Origin of the sequence: Tateyamaria armeniaca, assembly GCF_045797845.1 — a bacterium.
Classification (GTDB): Bacteria; Pseudomonadota; Alphaproteobacteria; order Rhodobacterales; family Rhodobacteraceae; genus Tateyamaria; species Tateyamaria armeniaca.
On sequence record NZ_JBHDIY010000002.1, the window covers coordinates 1425175 to 1445395 of the forward strand.

Annotated in this window: 18 protein-coding genes and 1 pseudogene; 16 read left to right on the top strand and 3 right to left on the bottom strand. The window is 61.6% G+C overall.

The features are described from left to right. The first annotated feature begins 151 nt into the window (after window positions 1–151). The 11 genes from ACERZ8_RS07095 (at window position 152) to ACERZ8_RS07145 (ending at window position 10546) form a co-directional block, all read left to right on the top strand. A complete protein-coding gene (locus ACERZ8_RS07095; protein WP_407591517.1) occupies window positions 152–1006 on the top strand; it encodes an ABC transporter substrate-binding protein in 855 nt (284 codons plus the stop codon). Beyond that, window positions 954–1733 carry an ABC transporter substrate-binding protein gene (locus tag ACERZ8_RS07100; RefSeq protein WP_407591518.1) on the top strand — a complete coding sequence of 260 codons (780 nt, stop codon included), beginning with the start codon at window positions 954–956 and terminating at the stop codon, window positions 1731–1733. Before ACERZ8_RS07095 ends, ACERZ8_RS07100 begins: the two co-directional genes overlap by 53 nt. Window positions 1734–1793: 60 nt before the next feature. Continuing rightward, on the top strand, window positions 1794–2771 hold the full coding sequence (locus tag ACERZ8_RS07105; RefSeq protein ID WP_407591519.1) for an ABC transporter permease: 978 nt from the start codon (window positions 1794–1796) through the stop codon (window positions 2769–2771). After that, window positions 2768–3691 carry an ABC transporter permease gene (locus tag ACERZ8_RS07110; RefSeq protein ID WP_407591520.1) on the top strand — a complete coding sequence of 308 codons (924 nt, stop codon included), beginning with the start codon at window positions 2768–2770 and terminating at the stop codon, window positions 3689–3691. The genes ACERZ8_RS07105 and ACERZ8_RS07110 overlap by 4 nt, the downstream gene beginning before the upstream one ends. Next, window positions 3688–4665, top strand: coding sequence for an ABC transporter ATP-binding protein (locus ACERZ8_RS07115; protein ID WP_407591521.1), 978 nt, complete (start codon window positions 3688–3690; stop codon window positions 4663–4665). Before ACERZ8_RS07110 ends, ACERZ8_RS07115 begins: the two co-directional genes overlap by 4 nt. Continuing rightward, complete coding sequence (locus ACERZ8_RS07120) at window positions 4662–5666, top strand: ABC transporter ATP-binding protein (protein WP_407591523.1); 1005 nt, start codon at window positions 4662–4664, stop codon at window positions 5664–5666. The genes ACERZ8_RS07115 and ACERZ8_RS07120 overlap by 4 nt, the downstream gene beginning before the upstream one ends. A gap of 20 nt (window positions 5667–5686) precedes the next feature. Further along, window positions 5687–7093: an amidohydrolase gene (locus ACERZ8_RS07125; protein WP_407591524.1), complete on the top strand. Its 1407-nt coding sequence runs from the start codon at window positions 5687–5689 to the stop codon at window positions 7091–7093. 9 nt (window positions 7094–7102) lie between these two features. Beyond that, the gene (locus ACERZ8_RS07130; RefSeq protein WP_407591525.1) at window positions 7103–8488 is read left to right on the top strand and encodes a M20 family metallopeptidase; all 1386 of its coding nucleotides are present in this window, start codon (window positions 7103–7105) and stop codon (window positions 8486–8488) included. A gap of 301 nt (window positions 8489–8789) precedes the next feature. Continuing rightward, window positions 8790–9704 (top strand): thioredoxin, encoded by a 915-nt coding sequence (trxA, locus tag ACERZ8_RS07135; protein ID WP_407591526.1) that lies wholly within the window; start codon window positions 8790–8792, stop codon window positions 9702–9704. A gap of 27 nt (window positions 9705–9731) precedes the next feature. Continuing rightward, window positions 9732–10373: an LON peptidase substrate-binding domain-containing protein gene (locus tag ACERZ8_RS07140; RefSeq protein WP_407591528.1), complete on the top strand. Its 642-nt coding sequence runs from the start codon at window positions 9732–9734 to the stop codon at window positions 10371–10373. Continuing rightward, a complete protein-coding gene (locus ACERZ8_RS07145) occupies window positions 10370–10546 on the top strand; it encodes a Trm112 family protein (protein WP_407591530.1) in 177 nt (58 codons plus the stop codon). The genes ACERZ8_RS07140 and ACERZ8_RS07145 overlap by 4 nt, the downstream gene beginning before the upstream one ends. On the opposite strand, the gene ACERZ8_RS07150 is transcribed toward ACERZ8_RS07145, so the two are convergent. Further along, a complete protein-coding gene (locus tag ACERZ8_RS07150) occupies window positions 10543–11805 on the bottom strand; it encodes an FAD-dependent monooxygenase (RefSeq protein WP_407591531.1) in 1263 nt (420 codons plus the stop codon). The genes ACERZ8_RS07145 and ACERZ8_RS07150 overlap by 4 nt on opposite strands. A 48-nt stretch (window positions 11806–11853) precedes the next feature. Here ACERZ8_RS07150 and ACERZ8_RS07155 point away from each other — a divergent pair, with 48 nt between their 5' ends. The 4 genes from ACERZ8_RS07155 to ACERZ8_RS07170 all read left to right on the top strand — a co-directional run bounded on the left by ACERZ8_RS07155 (window position 11854) and on the right by ACERZ8_RS07170 (window position 18231). Next, window positions 11854–13182: an amidase gene (locus ACERZ8_RS07155; RefSeq protein ID WP_407594194.1), complete on the top strand. Its 1329-nt coding sequence runs from the start codon at window positions 11854–11856 to the stop codon at window positions 13180–13182. A gap of 214 nt (window positions 13183–13396) precedes the next feature. Beyond that, complete coding sequence (locus ACERZ8_RS07160; RefSeq protein ID WP_407591532.1) at window positions 13397–14575, top strand: aminotransferase class I/II-fold pyridoxal phosphate-dependent enzyme; 1179 nt, start codon at window positions 13397–13399, stop codon at window positions 14573–14575. Window positions 14576–14592: 17 nt separating this feature from the next. Next, window positions 14593–17445, top strand: coding sequence for a DNA translocase FtsK (locus tag ACERZ8_RS07165; protein WP_407591533.1), 2853 nt, complete (start codon window positions 14593–14595; stop codon window positions 17443–17445). A gap of 201 nt (window positions 17446–17646) precedes the next feature. Continuing rightward, window positions 17647–18231 (top strand): LolA family protein, encoded by a 585-nt coding sequence (locus tag ACERZ8_RS07170; RefSeq protein ID WP_407594196.1) that lies wholly within the window; start codon window positions 17647–17649, stop codon window positions 18229–18231. A gap of 10 nt (window positions 18232–18241) precedes the next feature. Here ACERZ8_RS07170 and ACERZ8_RS07175 read toward each other — a convergent pair. Together ACERZ8_RS07175 and ACERZ8_RS07180 are read right to left on the bottom strand one after the other, a co-directional pair. Next, window positions 18242–18819: pseudogene (locus ACERZ8_RS07175) on the bottom strand (transglycosylase SLT domain-containing protein). Between the two features lie 74 nt (window positions 18820–18893). Next, window positions 18894–19775: an AEC family transporter gene (locus ACERZ8_RS07180; protein ID WP_407591535.1), complete on the bottom strand. Its 882-nt coding sequence runs from the start codon at window positions 19773–19775 to the stop codon at window positions 18894–18896. An 85-nt stretch (window positions 19776–19860) separates the two neighbouring features. On the opposite strand from ACERZ8_RS07180, the gene hspQ reads away from it, so the two are divergent. Further along, the gene (hspQ, locus tag ACERZ8_RS07185; protein WP_407591537.1) at window positions 19861–20187 is read left to right on the top strand and encodes a heat shock protein HspQ; all 327 of its coding nucleotides are present in this window, start codon (window positions 19861–19863) and stop codon (window positions 20185–20187) included. Window positions 20188–20221 lie beyond the last annotated feature (34 nt).

A 20221-nucleotide genomic window follows, 5' to 3' on the forward strand; every position in this document is an offset into this window, starting at 1 on the left:
CAAGCCACCGACTTGGGTTGGTCTATGCAGGATTGCATAGAAATGAGTATTGGCAATGATTTTTGCGGTAGCTAGCCTTTTTGGATAGGGCGCAGGATCGGCCAAAAGATTCGGCTGTTCGCAAGCGCCAGGCAAACAGGGAGTCTTTTTGATGAGGAAACTCACAGCAGCGACAGCTGTCGCACTCGGCGTTCTGGCGATTGGAGCCGGTGCCGTATCTGCAGAGAAACTGACGATCGGCCTCGCATCGGAGCCGACGTCTTTGGACCCGCATTTCCACAACCTTGGCCCGAACAACGCAATGTCGGTGCACATCTTTGACCGCCTGATCGCGCAGGATGAAAAGCAGCGCCTGTCGCCGGGTCTGGCGGTGTCTTGGGAACCCATTGACGATCTGACATGGGAATTCAAATTGCGCGAGGGCGTGAAGTTCCACGATGGCAGCGATTTCAACGCCGACGATGTGGTCTGCACCATGGCCCGTGCGCCGGACGTTCCAAATTCGCCTTCGGGCTATGGCACCTATCTGAAGGGCAAGGAGGTCATCAAGATCGATGACTACACCGTGCATTTCAAAACCGCCGCACCTTATCCCCTAATGGGCAACGACATCTCGACCATCCCCGTGATCTCGGAAATTGGCTGTGACGCGGCGACCGAGGATTTCAACGCAGGCACTGCCGCCATCGGCACGGGCCCGTTCAAGTTCCAGAGCTACACACCGGGCGAAAGCATCGTGCTGGTGCGCAACGACGACTACTGGGGTGAAGCGCCCATCTGGTCCGAAGTCGAATTTCGCCCGATCACGTCCGGTCCCAGCCGCGTGGCATCCCTTCTTGCCGGTGACGTCGACATGATCTCGGGCGTGCCGACAACCGACATCACGACGCTGGAGGGCAACGACGACATCCAGCTCAGCCAGTGGTGTGTCCAACCGCGTGATCTACCTGCACATGGACCAGTTCCGCGAGGATTCGCCCTTTGTGAAGGCCAATGGCGGTGGTGACATCAAGAACCCGTTGATGGATGTTCGCGTGCGCAAGGCCATCAGCATGGCCATCAGCCGTGACGCCATCGTGGACCGGGTCATGGAAGGCGTCGCCCTGCCAGCGGGACAGCTCTTGCCCGAAGGGTTCTTCGGCGTCTCCGACAAACTTGACGTGGTGGCCTATGACCCGGACGGCGCAAAGGCGCTTCTGGCCGAAGCCGGCTATCCCGACGGGTTTGAGCTGACGATCCACGGGCCGAACGACCGCTACATCAACGACGCCAAGATCGCCGAAGCCATCGCACAGATGCTGACGCGCGTCGGTATCAAGACGGCTGTCGAAACGATGCCGCGTTCGGTTTACTTCGGGCGCGCATCCAAAGGTTCGCCCGAGGGTCTGCCTGAATTCAGCTTCATCCTGGTGGGCTGGGGTGCGGGATCGGGCGAGGCGTCTTCGCCGCTGAAATCGCTGATCCACACCTTTGATGCGGATGCCGGGTTTGGCTCGTCCAACCGCGGGCGCCATTCCGACCCAGAAACCGACGCGCTGATCGAAGAAGCGCTGCGCACGGTGGATGACGCCAAGCGCCAAGAGCTTCTGGCCCAAGCAACGGAGCGGGCGATTGAGAACGTGGCGATCATTCCGACCCACTTCCAGGTCAACACCTGGGCGGCCAAAAAGGGTCTGAGCTACATCGCGCGCACCGACGAGTACACGCTCGCGACAGGCGTCGTGAAAGAGTAACCGCCAAGCGTCCGGGCCGCCCGCGCGGCGGCCCGGACCCCTTTCCCGTGGAATGATCCCATGACCGTTTTCATCATCCGCAGATTGCTGCAGGCCCTGCTGGTCGTCTTCATGATGTCGGTCATCGTCTTCTTTGGGGTCAATATCGTCGGCGACCCGGTCTACATGCTGGTCAGCCCCGATGCGGATCAGGCCGATATCGAGGCTGCGATCAGCAGGCTTGGCCTGGACCGGCCGATCCTCGAACAATACTGGCTGTTCCTCAAAGGGGCCGCACAGGGCGACCTCGGCAACAGCTTCATCTTTGGCGAACCCGCCCTCAAACTGATCCTGCACCATATGCCCGCCACGATGGAGCTCGCGTTCTCGGCCCTCATTCTGGCCATTGTCGTGGGTATCCCGCTGGGACTTTACGCCGGACTTTACCCAGACAGCAGACTGTCCAAGGGCATCATGGCCGCCTCAATCTTTGGCTTTTCGCTGCCGACATTCTGGGTCGGCCTCATGCTCATCATGCTCTTCGCCGTTGAACTTCGATGGGTTCCGGCGACAGGGCGCGGCGATCTCGGCAGCTTTCTCGGCATCCAAAGCAGCCTTTTCACCCTGGACGGGCTCAGCCACATCTTCCTCCCCGCGCTCAACCTCGCACTCCTGAAAATCTCGCTCGCCATCCGGCTGACACGCGCAGGCGTGCGCGAGGCCATGGGACTGGACTATGTGAAATACGCGCGGGCCAAGGGGCTATCGACCCGGCGCATCATTCTCGTGCACGTGATGAAGAACATCATGATCCCGGTCGTCACCGTGATGGGTCTCGAATTCGGCAGCCTGATCGGGTTTTCGGTCGTGACCGAGACGATCTTTGCGTGGCCCGGCATGGGCAAACTCCTGATCGACGCGATCCTGCAACTCGATCGCCCCGTCGTTGTCGCCTACCTCATGATCATCGTGCTGTTCTTTGTCCTGATCAATCTGATCGTAGACATCCTGTATTCCATCCTCGACCCTAGGGTCCGTCTACAGGATCAGGGCGCATGAGCGACGCAACAGCACATCCCGCGCTCAGCGCTGGCATACCTGCCAAGGTCGAGACTCCGTTCCAGCGCTTTCGCGCCGAGTTTTTCGAAAGCAAGATCGCGACCGTGGCGCTGGCCGTGTTTGGGTCCATCGTGCTACTCGCCGTTCTCGCGCCGTGGATCACGCCGCAGAACCCGTACGACCTTGCGCAAGTCAGCGTCATGGACGGGCGCCTGCCGCCGGGGTCCGAGGCCTTTGACGGCTACACCATGTGGCTTGGCTCGGACGGCTCTGGGCGCGACCTCTATTCCGCGATCCTCTATGGCTTACGCATCTCGCTGACCGTCGGTCTAGCCTCGGGTGTCATCGCGCTTTTGATCGGCATGGCAATCGGCCTTGTCGCCGCCTACGCGGGTGGCCGGATCGAGGCGATCATCATGCGCATCGTCGATTTGCAACTGTCGTTCCCGGCGTCGCTGGTGGCACTCATGATGGTCGCGGCCCTCGGCAAAGGCGTCGACAAGATCATCCTGGCACTGGTGATCGCGCAGTGGGCCTACTACGCCAGAACGGTGCGCGCGACCGCATTGGTCGAACGAGGCAAGGAATATGTCGAGGCCGCGCAATGCCTTGGCATTTCACGCTTCAGGATCGTCTTTCGGCACATCCTGCCCAACTGCATGGCGCCCCTGATCGTTGTCGGCACGGTGCAGACGGCCAGCGCAATCTCGCTGGAGGCGACGCTGTCTTTCCTTGGCGTTGGCCTACCACAGACCGAACCGTCGATTGGGGTGCTGATCGCCAACGGGTTCGAATACATGCTGTCGGGGCGCTACTGGATTTCGGTCTTCCCCGGCCTGGCCCTGCTGCTGACGGTCGTGTCGATCAATCTTGTCGGCGACCATCTGCGCGACGTGTTGAACCCGAGGCTGAAGAAATGAGTGCGGTTCTCGACGTACATGGGCTCAAGACCCACTTTTTCACGCATGCGGGCGTGGTCAAGGCTGTGGACGGCGTGGACTTCACCGTCGCCAAAGGCGAGATCATGGGGCTTGTCGGCGAATCCGGTTCGGGCAAGTCCATCACCGGCTTCTCCATTCTCGGCCTGATCGACCCGCCGGGGCGCATTGTCGAAGGCTCGATCAAGTTCAACGGTGAAGAGATCGCAAACGCAAAAGAGGATCGTCTGCAAAGTCTGCGGGGCAACCGCATTTCGATGATCTTTCAGGATCCGATGATGACCCTCAATCCGGTGCTGCGGGTCGACACGCAGATGATCGAGGCGATCCTCGCCCATGAAGCTGTCTCCAAACAGACCGCGTGGGAGAGGAGCCGCGACGCACTTGGTCTCGTCGGCATTCCCTCCCCGGAAGAACGCTTGCGGGCCTATCCGCACCAGTTGTCAGGTGGGATGCGCCAGCGGGTTGCGATTGCGACGGCCTTCCTGAACAAGCCCGACCTGATCATTGCCGATGAACCCACCACAGCGCTTGATGTCACCATTCAGGCCCAGATCATTCACGAGGCGCAGAAACTGACGAAACAGACCGGCACGGCGATGATCTGGATCACCCACGATTTGGCCGTAGTCGCCGGGCTCGCGGACCGCATTTCGGTCATGTATGCGGGCCGTATCGTCGAACAGGGCGGCATCGACGATGTGATCGACCGCCCGCTGCATCCCTACACCGTCGGCCTTCTTGGGTCTGTCCCCACGGCGAACCGTCGCGGCAAACGCCTGTTCCAGATCGAGGGGATGACGCCGAATATGCTGGCCCTTCCCGAGGGGTGCGCCTTCGCGCCACGCTGCCATGCCCGGACTGACGCCTGTCATTTGCAGCCACCGATTGAAGACATCGATGGCCGGCGGTTGCGCTGCTTCAACCCGCAGCGCGCGGCAGAGGTCGTGACATGACGGAACCATTGGTCGAAATTCGCGGCGTTTCGAAACGGTTCACCAAGCGGCTGGACGTCGCGGGCAAGATTGCCCAGAAACTCGGCGCCAACATCCGCGAAGAAACGGTCCACGCCGTCGATGACGTCAACCTGTCGATCATAAAAGGCGAAGTTCTTGGGCTGGTCGGCGAATCCGGGTGCGGCAAGTCCACATTGGGCCGCGTCGTCGCAGGCATTCACGCGGCAAGCGACGGGCAGATGTTCTACGAAGGCAAGGATGTCGCCACGCTGACCGGCGCGGACAAACGCGCGGCCACACTGGCGATCCAAATGATATTCCAAGACCCCTTTGCCAGCCTGAACCCACGGATGCGGGTCGAGGACATCATCGGCGAAGCGCCCCGGATGCATGGCATCGTCGACAAGGCGGACATCCCCGATTACGTGGATGAAGTGATGCGCAAGGTCGGCCTCGACCCGTCACTCAAGAAACGCTACGCGCACCAGTTTTCCGGCGGCCAGCGCCAGCGGATCGGCATCGCCCGGGCACTGGCCGTGAAGCCAAAGTTCCTTGTGTGTGACGAGGCCATCGCCGCACTTGACGTCTCGATCCAGGCGCAGGTCATCAACCTCTTCATGGACCTGCGCGAAGAACTGGGGCTCACCTACCTGTTCATCAGCCACGATCTGAGCGTCGTCGAACATATCGCCGACCGCGTGGCGATCATGTATCTGGGCCGGATCGTTGAAAGCGCGACAACCGAAGAAATCTTCTCCGATCCGCGCCACCCCTACACCAAGGCGCTTCTGGCCGAAGCCCCGCGTCTTGACCAGCGCCGCCGCGCGTTCGAGCCGATCAAGGGCGAGATCCCCTCACCGCTGGACCCGCCGCCGGGATGCACCTTTCACCCGCGCTGCCCTGTCGCCACCGCAGAATGCCGCACCACCGTGCCCGCCCTCAAACGCGGGCGCGACGGGCGCGAAACGGCCTGCCTGCTGGAACACGCCGAAACCGTTTGAACGAGAAGCTGGAGAGCCCCTTGAAAAACGCCGACCCGATCTGGGACCATGTCGACCGCCACCGCGATGATTTCATCGCATTGTCAGACCAAGTCTTCGACACACCCGAAACGCTCTACGCCGAATTCGAGTCTGTGGCTGAGCACAAGCGGATGCTGCAATCACAAGGCTTCAAGCTGACTGAAAACGCCGCCGGCATCCCGACTGCCGTGATCGGCGAGGCCGGGGATGAGGGCCCCGTCATCGCCATCCTCGGCGAATTCGACGCACTCCCTTACCTCAGCCAGGCCCCCGGCGTGGCCGAGCACCAGCCACTTGCGGAAGGCGGCAATGGCCATGGGTGCGGGCACAATCTTCTTGGCGCAGCCGCCCTGCTCGCCGCCACCGCCGTCAAGGACTGGATGGCCGAAAACGGCATCAAGGGGCGCGTCCGCTACTATGGCTGCCCTGCCGAAGAGGGCGGCGCGGCCAAGACCTACATGGTGCGCGAAGGGTTGTTCGATGACGTGGACGCCGCGATCTCGTGGCACCCGGCCACCTTCACCGGCGTGAACGAGGCCAGATCGCTCGCCAACACCCGGATCGATTTCACCTTCCATGGCAAGGCCGCGCACGCGGCAGGGGCACCTGAACTGGGCCGCTCTGCGCTTGACGCTGTGGAACTGATGAACATCGGCGTCAACTACCTGCGCGAACACATGCCCGACAGCGCGCGGGTGCACTACGCCTATCTCGACGCGGGCGGGGTCGCCCCGAACGTGGTGCAGGCCAAGGCCACCGTACGACAACTCGTCCGCGCGAGTTCCCTGCCCGAGCTGGCAGACCTTGTTGCGCGCGTGCGCAACATTGCCGACGGCGCGGCGCTGATGACCGGAACGCAGGTCACAAGCCAGGTGTTTTCCGGTGTCTCCAACCTCCTCGGCAACCGCCCCTTGGAAGAAGCGATGCAGCACGAACTTGAAAAACTCGGCCCCGTTGCCTTTGATGACGCCGACCAGACCTTTGCCCGCGACATCCAGACGACCCTGACTGCCGCCGACATCGCCACGACGTTCAAGCGGATCGGGGCCAAACCGGTGAAAGACCTCGCGCTTTGCGATTTCATCGCGCCGCTCGACCGCCACAGCGATGGGGGCGAGGGGTCAACGGATGTGGGTGACGTCAGCTGGGCTGTGCCCACTGTGCAGGCGCGGGTCGCCACCTGCGCCATCGGAACGCCCTTCCACACTTGGCAAACCGTGGCACAAGGCAAAGCCCCCGCCGCACACAAGGGCATGATCTATGCGGCCAAGGCGATGGCCGCGACGGCCTGCCGATTGGTCGAAAACCAACCCCTGATCGCCGCTGCACGCGACACGCATCAGGAACATTTGGAGCAGACGCCCTATACCTGTCCGATCCCGGACGATGTGCGCCCGCCGGTCTGACAGCACCCCATGACACGCGCCTCCGCCCTCAACACCGCTGCCCGGTATTTTGACACAGGCAGCTTTGCCCGCGATCTGGGCGAACTGGTCGCGCACGAAACCGAAAGCCAGACGCCCGACAAGGCGGCAGAACTTCCGCGCTATCTGGAACAGGCGCTGATACCGCGCCTGAACGCGCTCGGATTCACCTGCAACATCCACCCGAACCCGGCACAGGACGCAGGGCCGTTCCTTGTGGCCGAACGTATCGAGGATGACACCCTGCCCACTGTCCTCACATATGGCCATGGCGACGTGATCCGCGCGCAAACCGACCAGTGGCGCGACGGTCTGCACCCGTTCCGCCTCGTCGATGAAGGCGACCGGCTTTATGGACGCGGCACCGCCGACAACAAGGTGCAACATCTGATCAACATCCTGGCGTTGCAGGCCGTCATCGATACGCGCGGATCGCTCGGTTTCAACAGCCGTTTCCTGATCGAGATGGGCGAGGAAATGGGATCTCCCGGCCTGTCTGAGTTCTGTGCGGCAAACCGGGGCGTTTTGGCTGCAGACGTCTTGATTGCCTCCGATGGCCCCCGTCTTCAGTCCGACACGCCCACGATGTTCATGGGCGCGCGCGGCGGCATTTCCTTCGACCTGATCGTGGATCTGCGCGAGGGCGCGCACCATTCGGGCAATTGGGGCGGCCTGCTTGCCGATCCTGCGATGATCCTTGCGCAGGCCTTGTCGACAATCACCGACGCGCGCGGCCAGATACAGGTGCCCGAATGGCAGACCACCAGCCTGACGGACGACATCCGCCTCGCTTTGCGCGATCTGCCGCTCAAGGGGGACGGTGGGCCAGAGATTGACGAGGATTGGGGGCAAGCCGACCTGACACCAGCCGAACGCGTCTTCGGCTGGAACAGCTTTGCGGTGCTCGCCATGAAAAGCGGCGTGCCCGAAGCGCCGGTTAACGCGATCTCGGGCCATGCCAAAGCGGCCTGCCAGCTTCGCTTTGTCGTCGGAACGGATTTGGACGACATCCTGCCCGCGCTGCGTCGGCATCTTGATGCGCACGGGTTCGAGGCAGTTCAGATCGTCCCCCACAAACGCGCGTTTTTCAGCGCCACGCGACTGTCGCCGGATCATTCATGGGTGCGGTTTGTCGCCCACTCGCTCGAAGAAACGTCCGGCAAAGTGCCGCATATCCTGCCCAACCTGGCCGGGTCGCTGCCCAACGAAGTCTTCGCCGACATCCTCGGCCTGCCGACCGTCTGGGTGCCGCATTCCTATCGCGGTTGTTCCCAGCACGCGCCGAACGAGCATGTCTTGAAAAGCGTCTGTCGCGATGCGCTGACGCTGATGACGGGTCTGTTCTGGGATATCGGTCACACTGGCGGGCCTGCCTGATCCAACCGCTGTGTTGCGTCACCGCATTTTTTGCGCCGTCTTTCTGACGTGCGCGCAGGTGTTGTTTTCCTCTGGTGGCCCGACCAGCAATCAGCGTGCGAAAGCCTCACTCATCACGGAACCACCGCCCGTCGACGGTGCAACCCGGCACTTATATCCTTAACAAATCCCTAAAGCGCCTCTGTAAGCCATTGATTTTACACAGGCCACAAGCTGTCCCAGCGTGGGACACCTCCAGACCCCCTTGGCAGTCCCGCCATTCCAATCCATATAACGCCCAAAGCCAGATGGAAGGATCACGATGATGGATCTCGGACTCTCCGCCGCCGCCCCCGCCGACCTGATCAAGGACAGCACCGAAGCCACCTTTATGGCCGACGTGGTCGAAACCAGCCAGACCACGCCGGTGATCGTCGATTTCTGGGCCTCGTGGTGCGGCCCCTGCAAGACCCTTGGCCCCATGCTCGAAGAGGCGGTCACCGCCGCCAAGGGCGCGGTCAAGATGGTCAAGGTCAACGTGGACGAAGCCCAGATGATCGCCGGTCAACTCCAGATCCAGTCGATCCCCACTGTGTACGCCTTCTGGCAGGGCCAGCCCGTCGACGGCTTTCAGGGCGCGCAATCCAAATCCGAAATCACCGCCTTTATCGACCGGGTGATCAAGGCATCCGGTGGTGAGTCTCCCGAGGACGGATTGAACGAGGCGGTCGCCGCCGCCGAAGAAATGCTGAGCGAAGGCGCGGCCGCAGACGCCGCCCAGACCTTGGCGGCCATCCTTGAGGAACAACCCGACCACGCAGCGGCCTATGGCGGCCTCGTGCGGGCGCACATCGCCATGGATGATCTGGAACAGGCCGAGGCGATCCTGAACGGTGCCCCCGTCGAAATCTCGAAATCGCCCGAACTAGACGCCGCACACGCGCAACTGGAACTGGCCAAGCAGGCGGCAGATGCAGGCCCGGTTGCGGACCTGCGTGCCGCGGTTGAAGCGGATGGCGACAACCACGAGGCCCGCCTGGAACTCGCCAAAGCGCTGCATGCCAGCGGTGAGACCGAGGCAGCGGTCGACGAATTGCTGGAGCTGTTCCGTCGGGATCGTGAGTGGAATGACAGCGCCGCCAAGACGCAACTGTTCACAATCTTCGATGCACTCAAGGCCAATGACCCCATCGTTCTGAACGGCCGCCGTCGCCTCAGCTCAATGATATTTGCCTGATGGCATCGGCGGGCTAGCTGGCAGTGTATGATAAAGGTGACTGACCTTCCCGGCACAATCCCGGTATTTCCATTGCCAGGGGCGTTGCTGTTGCCACGCTCCCGGCTGCCCCTTCACATATTTGAACCGCGTTACCTGCAGATGCTGGATGATGCGCTGAAAACGCCGGGGCGACTGATCGGCATGGTGCAGCCAAACGAGGTCGCGGGGCGCGCCGGAAACGGCCTGCACGCCATCGGATGTGCAGGCCGCGTCACCCAGTTTTCCGAAACCGAGGACAACCGTTACCTGATCACACTCAGTGGCATTTCGCGTTTCCGGGTTCTGAAAGAAGTCGAAGGGTTCACACCCTATCGCCGCTGCGATGTGGCATGGGACGGCTTCGAACGCGATCAGGGCAAAACCGAAGAAGATGTCGCCTTTGATCGCCACAATTTTCTGGATTTGCTGGGCCGCTATTTCGAAGCCCGTTCGCTGTCTGCGGATTGGGAGACTTTGAAAGAGGCGGACGACGAGTTGCTGATCAACTCGCTGTCGATGATGCTGGATTTCGATCCCGAGGACAAACAGGCGCTGCTGGAGGCTCCGTCGCTGAGCACACGCCGTGAAACGCTGGTCACGTTGATCGAATTTGATCTGCGCGGTGGTGAAGGAGACATGCTGCAATGAACACCAATGCAGATCGTCGTATGCTTGAGGCCCTGATTTGCCCACAAACCCACGCCACCCTGCGTTATGACGCCGAGGCGCAGGAGTTGATTTCGGAAAACGCCGGATTGGCCTATCCCATTCGCAATGGCATTCCCGTGATGCTGGTCGATGAGGCGCGCAAAATCGACTAGAGCGGTGCGCCGCGCATCAGCCGTGGCAACTCACCCGTCAATCCCGCCGCCTCGCGGATGAACGTGCGACGCAGCCCGGGCATCTTGTTGACGAGACCCATGCCAAGGTCGCGCACGCCCCGCACCACTGCGTTGTCATTCGAAAACAGCCGGTTAAAGCTGTCCGTCGCCAGCGCCAGCGCCGTGTTGTCGAACCGGCGCCATTCCTCGTAACGGGTCAGGACGGCGGCACTGCCGGGGTCTTCACCGCGCCGGGTTGCATCGGTAATCACCTCGGCCAGTGCTGCGATATCGCGCATGCCCGCATTCAATCCCTGACCTGCGATGGGGTGCACGCCATGGGCGGCATCTCCGATCAGCGCCGTGCGATCGGTAACCAGGCGCGCCGCCAAGGACAGCGACAGCGGGTAGGTGAAACGACTGCCCGTCAGACTGATCTCGCCCAGAAAATCACCAAAACGGGGGCGGAGCATGGTCAGGTACTCATCATCAGGCAAAGCGTGAAAGGCGGCGGCAGTCTGGGCCTGCTCGCTCCACACGATCGAACTGACATTTCCGGGCAGTGGCAGGATCGCCAGAGGTCCGGGGGGCATGAAGAACTGGTGGGCTATGCCATGATGCGGCTTTTCGTGGGCGATGGCGCAGACAAGGGCCGTTTGGGCATAGTCCCAGCCCGTGCGCTTGATGCCAGCGCGGGTGGCTGTGCCGCTGCCGCGCCCATCGGCGCCAACCAGCAGCGCGCCGCTCAGGGTCTTGCCTGAGGCGAGGGTCACGGTAACGCCAGCGGGGGTGGGTTCTTGCGCGGTCACCGTCTCTCCGGCCAGATGGGTGACGCCAGCAGTTGCCGCCATTGCATCGAGCAGCGCGCGGCGCAGGTGGCGGTCCTGCACCATGTGACCCATTGGGCCTTCCTCGATCTCGGCGTGATCGAAATGCATGAAGAACGGCGATGGGCCTTCGCCTGCGCGCCCGTCTGACACCTTGATCTCAAGGATCGGCTGGCTGCGGTCGGCCACCGCATCCCAGACACCGATCCCGTTCAGAAGGCGCTGCGAGGTCAGCGCCACCGCATAGCTGCGTCCGTCAAACTCGGCGTTCTTGCGTATCTTTTCGCTCAACGCGTCGATCACCGTAACGCTGTGCCCGCTTTGGGCCAGCGCAAGGGCGAGGATCGGGCCGGACAACCCGCCGCCGACGATGAGGATATCGCTGTCACTGCTCATGATGCGCAATATGGCGGGTGCCTTGGGATTGTCCATGCGTTGCGACGTCGCTACCGTCACGCAACGGGCAGCGGAGAGGCGATGATGCAGGACTGGTTGAGCAAGAGTGCGGGCGATCTGGGACGGGCCATTGGTGCAGGCGAAATTGACCCGGTCAATCTGGTGCACGCGTTTTTCGACCGGATCGAGGCGCATGCGCTCAAGGATCAAATCTATGCCCGCCTGACAAGGGACCGTGCCATGGCCGAGGCCAGCGCCGCCTCTGATCGGGCCAAGGCGGGGCAGCGCCTGTCGCTGCTGGACGGGGTGCCGATCAGTTGGAAGGACCTGTTCGATACTGCCGGTACGGGGACCGAGGCTGGATCCAAGCTGCTGAACGGTCGTGTGCCGGATATGGATGCGGCTGTGGTGCAGAACGCCAGTGCTGCCGGGCTTGTCTGTCTGGGCAAGACCCATATGAGCGAACTGGCGTTTTCTGGTCTCGGGTACAATCCATCCACGGCGACGCCCCCATGTGTTAATGACGCCGATGCTGTGCCGGGGGGGTCATCCTCGGGCGCTGCGGCCTCGGTTGCGTACGGTCTTGCCCCTGCGGCCATCGGGTCGGACACGGGCGGGTCGGTGCGGATTCCGGCGGCGTGGAACGATCTTGTTGGCCTCAAGACAACCCATGGGCGCCTGTCACTGGAAGGCTGCGTGCCCCTCAGTCTCAAATTCGATACGGTCGGGCCGCTGACGCGCACGGTGGAGGATGCGGCATTGCTGACAGCCCTGATGCAGGGTGCGCCGATCCCGGATTTGCGCGGCGCATCCTTGTACGGGCGCAGGTTTGCCGCGCTGCAAACATCGGTGCTGGAAGATGTTCGCGACGCACCGCTCGCCGCCTATGAAACGGCGATTGAGCGACTGCGCGACGCCGGTGCGCTGATCGAGGAACTGGAGGTGCCTGCCGTGGCTGATGCGCTGGCGCTGGCGGGGCCACTGCTGCCGGGCGAAGTCTACGGTCTATGGCGGGACGTGATTGAGGCCAATCCGGACGCCATGTATGTCGAAATCCTCGAACGGTTCCGGCTGGGCAAGACCTTTAGCGCGCCGGATTACAGTGCCGCATGGGCCAAGCTGGATGGAGCCCGCGCAGAGTGGGATGCAGCAACAGCCAGTTACGATGCGGTTCTGGCACCCACAGCCCCGATTCTGCCGCCCAATTTGCAACGGCTGAATGAGGACGGGGATTACTACAAGACCGAAAACCTGCTGGCCCTGCGCAACACACGGATTGGCAATCTGTTGGGCATCTGTGCGCTGACCCTGCCTACGGGCGTGGCAAGCTGCGGGATCATGCTGATGGGCGCGCGGGACTGTGATGCCGCTCTGTTGCGGATCGGCGCGGCGGCAGAGGCGGCACTGGCGTAATCCAAGGGCCGCCTTGCGGCGACACCATGTTTCAGGGGGCTTCGCCCCCGTCCTTCGGACTCCCCGATGGTACTTTTTGTCAGAAGAAACACGCGGGCTGGCCGAATTGCCACGACCAGTGACCTTTCGGCGTGGTTTTTCTGGACGTGGGAGTCCCGCTTGGGGTAACTTGATGGAAACGGGGCATGAATGATCCCGAACCTGAGGCAGTTTGATGAAGTTTCCCGAGCGGTTTTCGAACCTTCCGGCTTATGCATTCCCGCGTCTGCGCGCCCTGCTCGATCATCATCCTGCAGGCGGTGACGTGGTGCACATGACCATCGGAGAGCCCAAACACGCCTTTCCGGCGTGGGTGACGGATGTGATTGCAGAGCACGCGGCCGGGTTCAACAACTACCCACCTAACGAGGGCATCCCCGAGCTGCGCGGGGCCTTTTGCGATTGGCTGACCCGCCGCTATGGCGTGTCGATGGACCCCGATGTGCACGTGATGCCGCTCAACGGCACGCGCGAGGGGCTTTACAATGCTGGCATGGCCCTGTGCCCCGAGGACAAGAACGGCCAGCGCCCCGTAGTGTTGATGCCTAACCCATTTTACCAAGTCTACATGCTGGCTGCGATTTCAGCAGGGGCTGAACCTGTGCTGGTGCCCGCCACGGCTGAGACAGGGCATTTACCGGATTTTGCCGCGGTGGAACCCGCGATCCTGAACCGGGCGGTGGCCTGCTACATGTGCTCGCCCGCCAACCCGCAAGGGGCAGTTGCCGCCGCCTCCTATTGGGGCGACCTCATTGCGCTGGCCGAACGCTACGATTTCCAGGTATTCGCGGACGAATGCTATTCCGAGATTTATCGCGACACACCCCCGACGGGCATCCTGCAATGCATGGACGGCGTCGATCCTGAACGGGTTGTTGCGTTCCACTCGCTCTCCAAACGCTCGAACCTGCCGGGGCTGCGATCCGGGTTCATCGTTGGGGGGCCAAAGACGATGCGCGAGGTGCGCCAATTGCGCACCTATGCGGGCACGCCGCTGCCCATGCCGCTGCAACATGCCGCTGCCGCCGTCTGGGCGGACGAGGATCACGTGGTCGAAAACCGCGCGCTCTATCATGAAAAATACGAGGCCGCTGACCGCATCCTTGGGAACGTGCCGGGATATGTTGCGCCCGAGGCCGGGTTTTTCCTTTGGCTGCCGGTCGAAAGCGGTGAGGCAGCAGCGCTGAAGCTGTGGCAGGCGACGGGCGTGCGGGTGCTGCCCGGTGCCTATCTGGCGCGCGAAATCGACGGGTTGAACCCCGGTGACACATACATTCGGGTGGCCCTGGTCGCCCCAAGGGCAGAGACGGAGCGGGGGCTGACGGCCATTCGCGACACGCTCTATGCCGCATAAGTAAAGAAGGACGAGGCATGGCATACCAGACACGGCGTGACCCACTTTTTGACAGAGATGTGCAGGCCGCGATTGAAAAGCGCAGCCGCGAATTGATTGGCATTGCGCTGCTGATCGTGGGTGCGATGGCGGCGGCAATGATGCTCAGCTATACGCCGCATGATCCGAACTGGATGGCGTCGACCGATGCGCCGGTGCAGAACTGGATGGGGCGCACGGGCGCTTCGCTGGCGGCACCGATGTTCATGATCGCGGGCTGGGGCGTGTTTGGCATTGCCATCGTACTGATCGTATGGGGCGTGCGGTTCACGCTGCATATGGGACGCGAACGGGCACTTGGGCGGCTGATCTTTGCCCCGATTGCCATCGCGTTTGGGTCGATCTATGCGGCAACGCTGCAACCCGGCACGGACTGGGCGGCGACACATGGCTTTGGCCTTGGGGGTCTGTTCGGGGATACGGTCATGGCGTTCCTGCTGACGGCCCTGCCAATCGGATCTACCTTCACCGTCAAGCTGATGTCGCTTGCCATGGGCATCGGAATTGTTGTGTTCGGGGCCTTTGTCCTTGGCTTCACCAAGGCGGAAGTGTCGCGCATTGGACGGTTCCTGCTGGTCGGGCTGGTGATGGCCTATGCCGGGCTGATGACCCTTCTGGGGCGCGGGGCAAGCGGCGCCGTGCAGGCCGCACGTGCCATGCAGGATCGACAGGCCGAGCGGCGCGCACAGCGCGAACTGGCCTCGCAAGAGGCGGATGCCTATGCCATTTCGATTCCGGCCGAATCCGAAATGATGCCTGATTACGATGATGACTTTGAGGCTCCGAAACCCAGCCTGCTGTCGCGGATGCCGTCCCTGATCAAACGGGCAGAGCCTGCGGTACAGACCATGCCGGATATGGAGCTGGTTGAGACCTATAGCGATGTAGATGTGGGCGATGGCCCGGGTGATGCGCGGATCAGGAACAAGATTGCGGACGTGATCAAATCCCGTTTGCGCGCCGCTCCTGCAGGGCAGACCAACCCCAATGCCCCACTGACCAAGGGGCGCGGACGTGGCCCAGACCCGCTGCTGCTGAACGGTGCGCCACATCATGCCCTCCCACCCGAACCGCCCCTGACGTCCGGCCTTGTTGCACGTCGCGCCGAACCACCGCTGACAGCGCATGCCGCCGACGCATACGAGGATGATCTGGTTGAACCGGTCATGCCGGACACACCCATGCCGGACCCGATTGTTGCAGCGCCCGCACCAGAAGCGCGCCGTGTCGTGCAGCAACCTGTTCGCAAGCCGGTGCAACCGAGTACGCGCGCGCAGGCCGAGGCACAGCCCAAGCTGGCCTTCGAGGACACGCATCCCGGTTTCGAACTGCCCCCACTCAACCTGCTGGAAACCCCGACCGAGGTGAAACGTCACCACCTGAGTGACGAAGCGCTGGAAGAGAACGCGCGGATGCTGGAATCTGTGCTGGATGACTACGGCGTGAAGGGAGAGATTGTTTCGGTCCGCCCCGGCCCCGTGGTCACCATGTACGAGCTTGAACCCGCGCCGGGCCTCAAGGCCTCGCGCGTGATCGGGTTGGCAGACGATATCGCACGCTCCATGGCCGCATTGTCGGCGCGGGTTTCCACCGTGCCCGGCCGTTCGGTCATCGGGATCGAACTGCCCAACGAAAACCGTGAAAAAGTGGTCTTGCGCGAAATCCTCGCCAGCCGCGACTTTGGCGACAGCAACATGCGCCTGCCGCTTGCGCTGGGCAAGGATATCGGCGGTGACAGCATGGTCGCCAACCTGGCCAAGATGCCTCACCTGCTGATCGCGGGGACGACGGGCTCGGGCAAATCCGTGGCGATCAACACGATGATCCTGTCGCTGCTGTACAAGCTGACGCCCGAGGAATGCCGCCTGATCATGATCGACCCCAAGATGCTGGAACTGTCGGTTTATGACGGCATCCCGCACCTGCTCTCCCCCGTTGTGACCGACCCGAAAAAGGCGGTTGTGGCCCTGAAATGGACCGTTGGTGAGATGGAGGAACGCTATCGCAAGATGTCCAAGATGGGCGTGCGCAATATCGAAGGGTACAATGGCCGCGTCCGCGAAGCACTGGCCAAGGACGAGATGTTCTCCCGCACCGTGCAGACCGGGTTTGACGACGACACGGGCGAGCCAATCTTTGAAACTGAGGAATTCGCACCCGAGGCGCTGCCTTACATCGTGGTGATCGTCGACGAGATGGCCGACCTGATGATGGTCGCCGGCAAAGAAATCGAGGCGTGCATCCAGCGCCTTGCGCAGATGGCGCGGGCCTCCGGTATCCACCTGATCATGGCGACACAGCGCCCCTCGGTCGATGTGATCACCGGTACAATCAAGGCGAACTTCCCCACCCGGATTTCCTTCCGGGTGACGTCCAAAATCGACAGCCGCACTATTCTGGGCGAGATGGGCGCCGAACAATTGCTGGGCATGGGCGATATGCTTTACATGGCAGGCGGGGCCAAGATCACGCGCTGCCACGGCCCCTTCGTGTCGGACGAAGAGGTAGAAGAGGTCGTGAACCACCTCAAGGCGTTCGGGCAGCCCGACTATGTCAGCGGTGTTCTGGACGGCCCGGACGAAGACAAGGAAAGCAATATTGACGCCGTCCTTGGCCTTGGCGGCAACACGGATGGCGAAGACGCGCTTTACGATACCGCCGTCGCCATCGTGATCAAGGATCGCAAATGCTCGACCTCGTACATCCAGCGCAAGCTGGCCATCGGCTATAACAAGGCCGCGCGGCTGGTGGAGCAGATGGAAGACGAGGGCGTGGTGAGCAGTGCAAACCATGTTGGCAAGCGTGAAATTCTGGTGCCCGAACACGGTTAGGCAGGATTTGTGGCGCACAGCGTATCCCTGTGTCGTGCGCCGCAACCTGCGTATTTTGAAACCGGCGGATCCCCTCAGGGTCAGTGGATCAGCGCCCTTTTGCCGGGTTTGAACGCCCCTGCTATCGCATAACACCACCCCCCGCTCTATATCAGGATCGAAGACACTGATCCTGAAGGACGTAACCCACTCATGATCCGCATGACACGTATCGCAACCCTCGCATTGGCCCTTGTGGCCGGGCAATCGGCATTGGCCGACAAACTGCCGCTGGGCCAGATTTCGGCCTATCTGAACGACCTCAAAACCCTCGAAGGGACGTTCACGCAAATCAACGATGACGGCTCTGTCAGCACCGGCAATATCTATATCAAACGCCCCGGCAAGATGCGGTTCGAATATAATGCGCCGGACACCGCGCTGGTGGTCGCATCGGCCAACGCGGTTTACATCGCGGATTCCAAATCGAACCAACCGCCCGAAACCTATCCACTGCGGCGCACGCCGCTTTCGCTGATCCTTGCGCGCAACGTGAACCTTGGACGCGCAAACATGGTGGTCGGGCACGAATTTGACGGCACAGCCACTGTCGTGACGGCGCAAGACCCTGAGAACCCGGAATTCGGAAACATCCAGATGAAGTTCACGGACAACCCGGTGCAACTGCGCCAATGGGTCGTCAATGACGACGGAGGCGGACAGACGACTGTGGTTCTGGGCGAAATGAAAACAGGCGGATCACTGTCGAACCGCCTGTTCGACGCCCCGCGTCGCAACAACAACTAGGGCGCTGGCCTTACGTGCAGGACCGGAGTTGAACGGCGTACATGTTAGCGCGCTGATCAACCTCTCCGGCGACGCGAACAAGCCAGGGCTTGGAGTTGTATGATCCGCGCCGAAACCCGGTGCGCCCCTCGTGATAGGCAAGGTACTGGTTGCGCGCGTCCGTGACGGGCACGCCCAGTCGGGATTGGGTTTCCAGCATATACCAGCCCATGAAGTCCGTCGCATCGCGGATGCGGTCACGCCGGGCGGAGCGTTTGCCCGTCTCATCAAGGTATTCTTCCCACGTGCCATCCAGAGCCTGCGAATAGCCAAAGGCGCTCGATTGACGGCCCAGCGGGATCACGCCCGCCGCATAGCGGTAGGGGTGCGGGCGTTCGATATGAATTTGCTTTCCTGATAGATGGTTGCCATCTGGACGTGCACCGGCACGCCGTACCTGCGTTCCACCGTGCGGAATGCTTTCAGGTATTCGGGGCGCTCTGCGACAATGGAACAGGCGTTGTCCAGCTGATTGGGGGCCGTACCCGACCCACCGCCACAGCTGGCAGCCAATAGAACCAATGCCAAAGCGCGAAAGAGTCTGCTCATCTGCCTCACTCGCTTTTGTTTTTTATTTTGTCGGTACCATAGCGAAAAAACTGCCTCGTGGAAATCACGAATTGTTAAAGGACAGCAGCAAGGATCAACGGCAATGCGGCGACCGACATCAGCGTCGAGGCAACCACGAGTCCGGCAACCGACGGGGCATCGGCACCATACTTTTCTGCGAGCAAGTACGAGGTGACGGCTACGGGCGTGGCAACCTGCAAAACCAGCACGCCGAAGGCAATGGGTTCGAGGTTGAAGAACGCACCCACGCCCCAGGCAATCCCGACGCATAGGCATAGTTTGACAAGCGACAGGCCGATGGCGCGGACCATGCCCTTGGCCGACAGGCGAGCGACTGCCACCCCCAGTGTGATCAGCATCATCGGGATCGCCATCTGACCCACAAGGCTCAGCGTGTTGGTCAGGAATTCAGGCGTCTCCCATCCCTGCCATAGGAACAGTGCGCCGAGCAGAGTGCCCCAGACCAGAGGTTCGCGCAGCACCTTGCCCAGCGAACCGGCCCCCGCGACCAGCCAGATGCCGTAGGTGTAAGACCACATCGCCATGATCACGAACACGATGATCGCATAGCTGAGGCCCACGTCACCAAACGCAAACAGCGCCAGTGGCAGCCCAAGATTGCCGGTATTCCCAAAGATCAGCGGCGCGGTGTAGGTCCGCCTTTCAAGGCCCAGCATCTTGACCAGCGCCAGAAAGACCAGCGTCACAAAGCCATAGGCCATTATCGAGGCGAGCGACAAAGCAGTCAGCGCGCTTGGATCGATTTGCGTCTGCATCAGCGAGACAAAGATCAGGCAGGGCAGCGACAGCGTCATCGCCAATTGGGTCACGAACTGGATCCGGTACTCCAGCCCGACTTTCACCCAAACAAAGCCGATGCTGGCCAGAAGGAAAACAGGGGCAACGATTTGAAGGACTGTTACTGTCAGGTTCACAGACTGTTTCCAGCAAAAATGCGCTCAATTATTGGACAAATGTCCCTTGCACCGTGTAGTCACGGACGGTAGGGGGCGCAACGCCATGCTTAGAACTCGCGCAAAATACCACTTGGGCCAGATTGTCCGCCACAAAAAACACCCCTTCCGGGGCGTGGTCTTTGACGTGGACCCCGAATTTTCCAATACGGACGAGTGGTACGAGGCCATCCCCGAAGACAGCCGCCCCAAGAAAGCACAGCCGTTTTACCACCTGCTGGCCGAGAACGATCAAAGCTATTACGTGGCTTATGTGTCCGAACAGAACCTCGTCGCCGACTATTCGGGTGAACCGGTGGATCACCCGGACATCCCGGACCTGTTTGGCCCGTTTCAGGACGGCACGTATCCGCTGCACTTTCAGCTGAACTGAGCGGTTTGGGCGGACGATGCGTCCGCCTTACGGG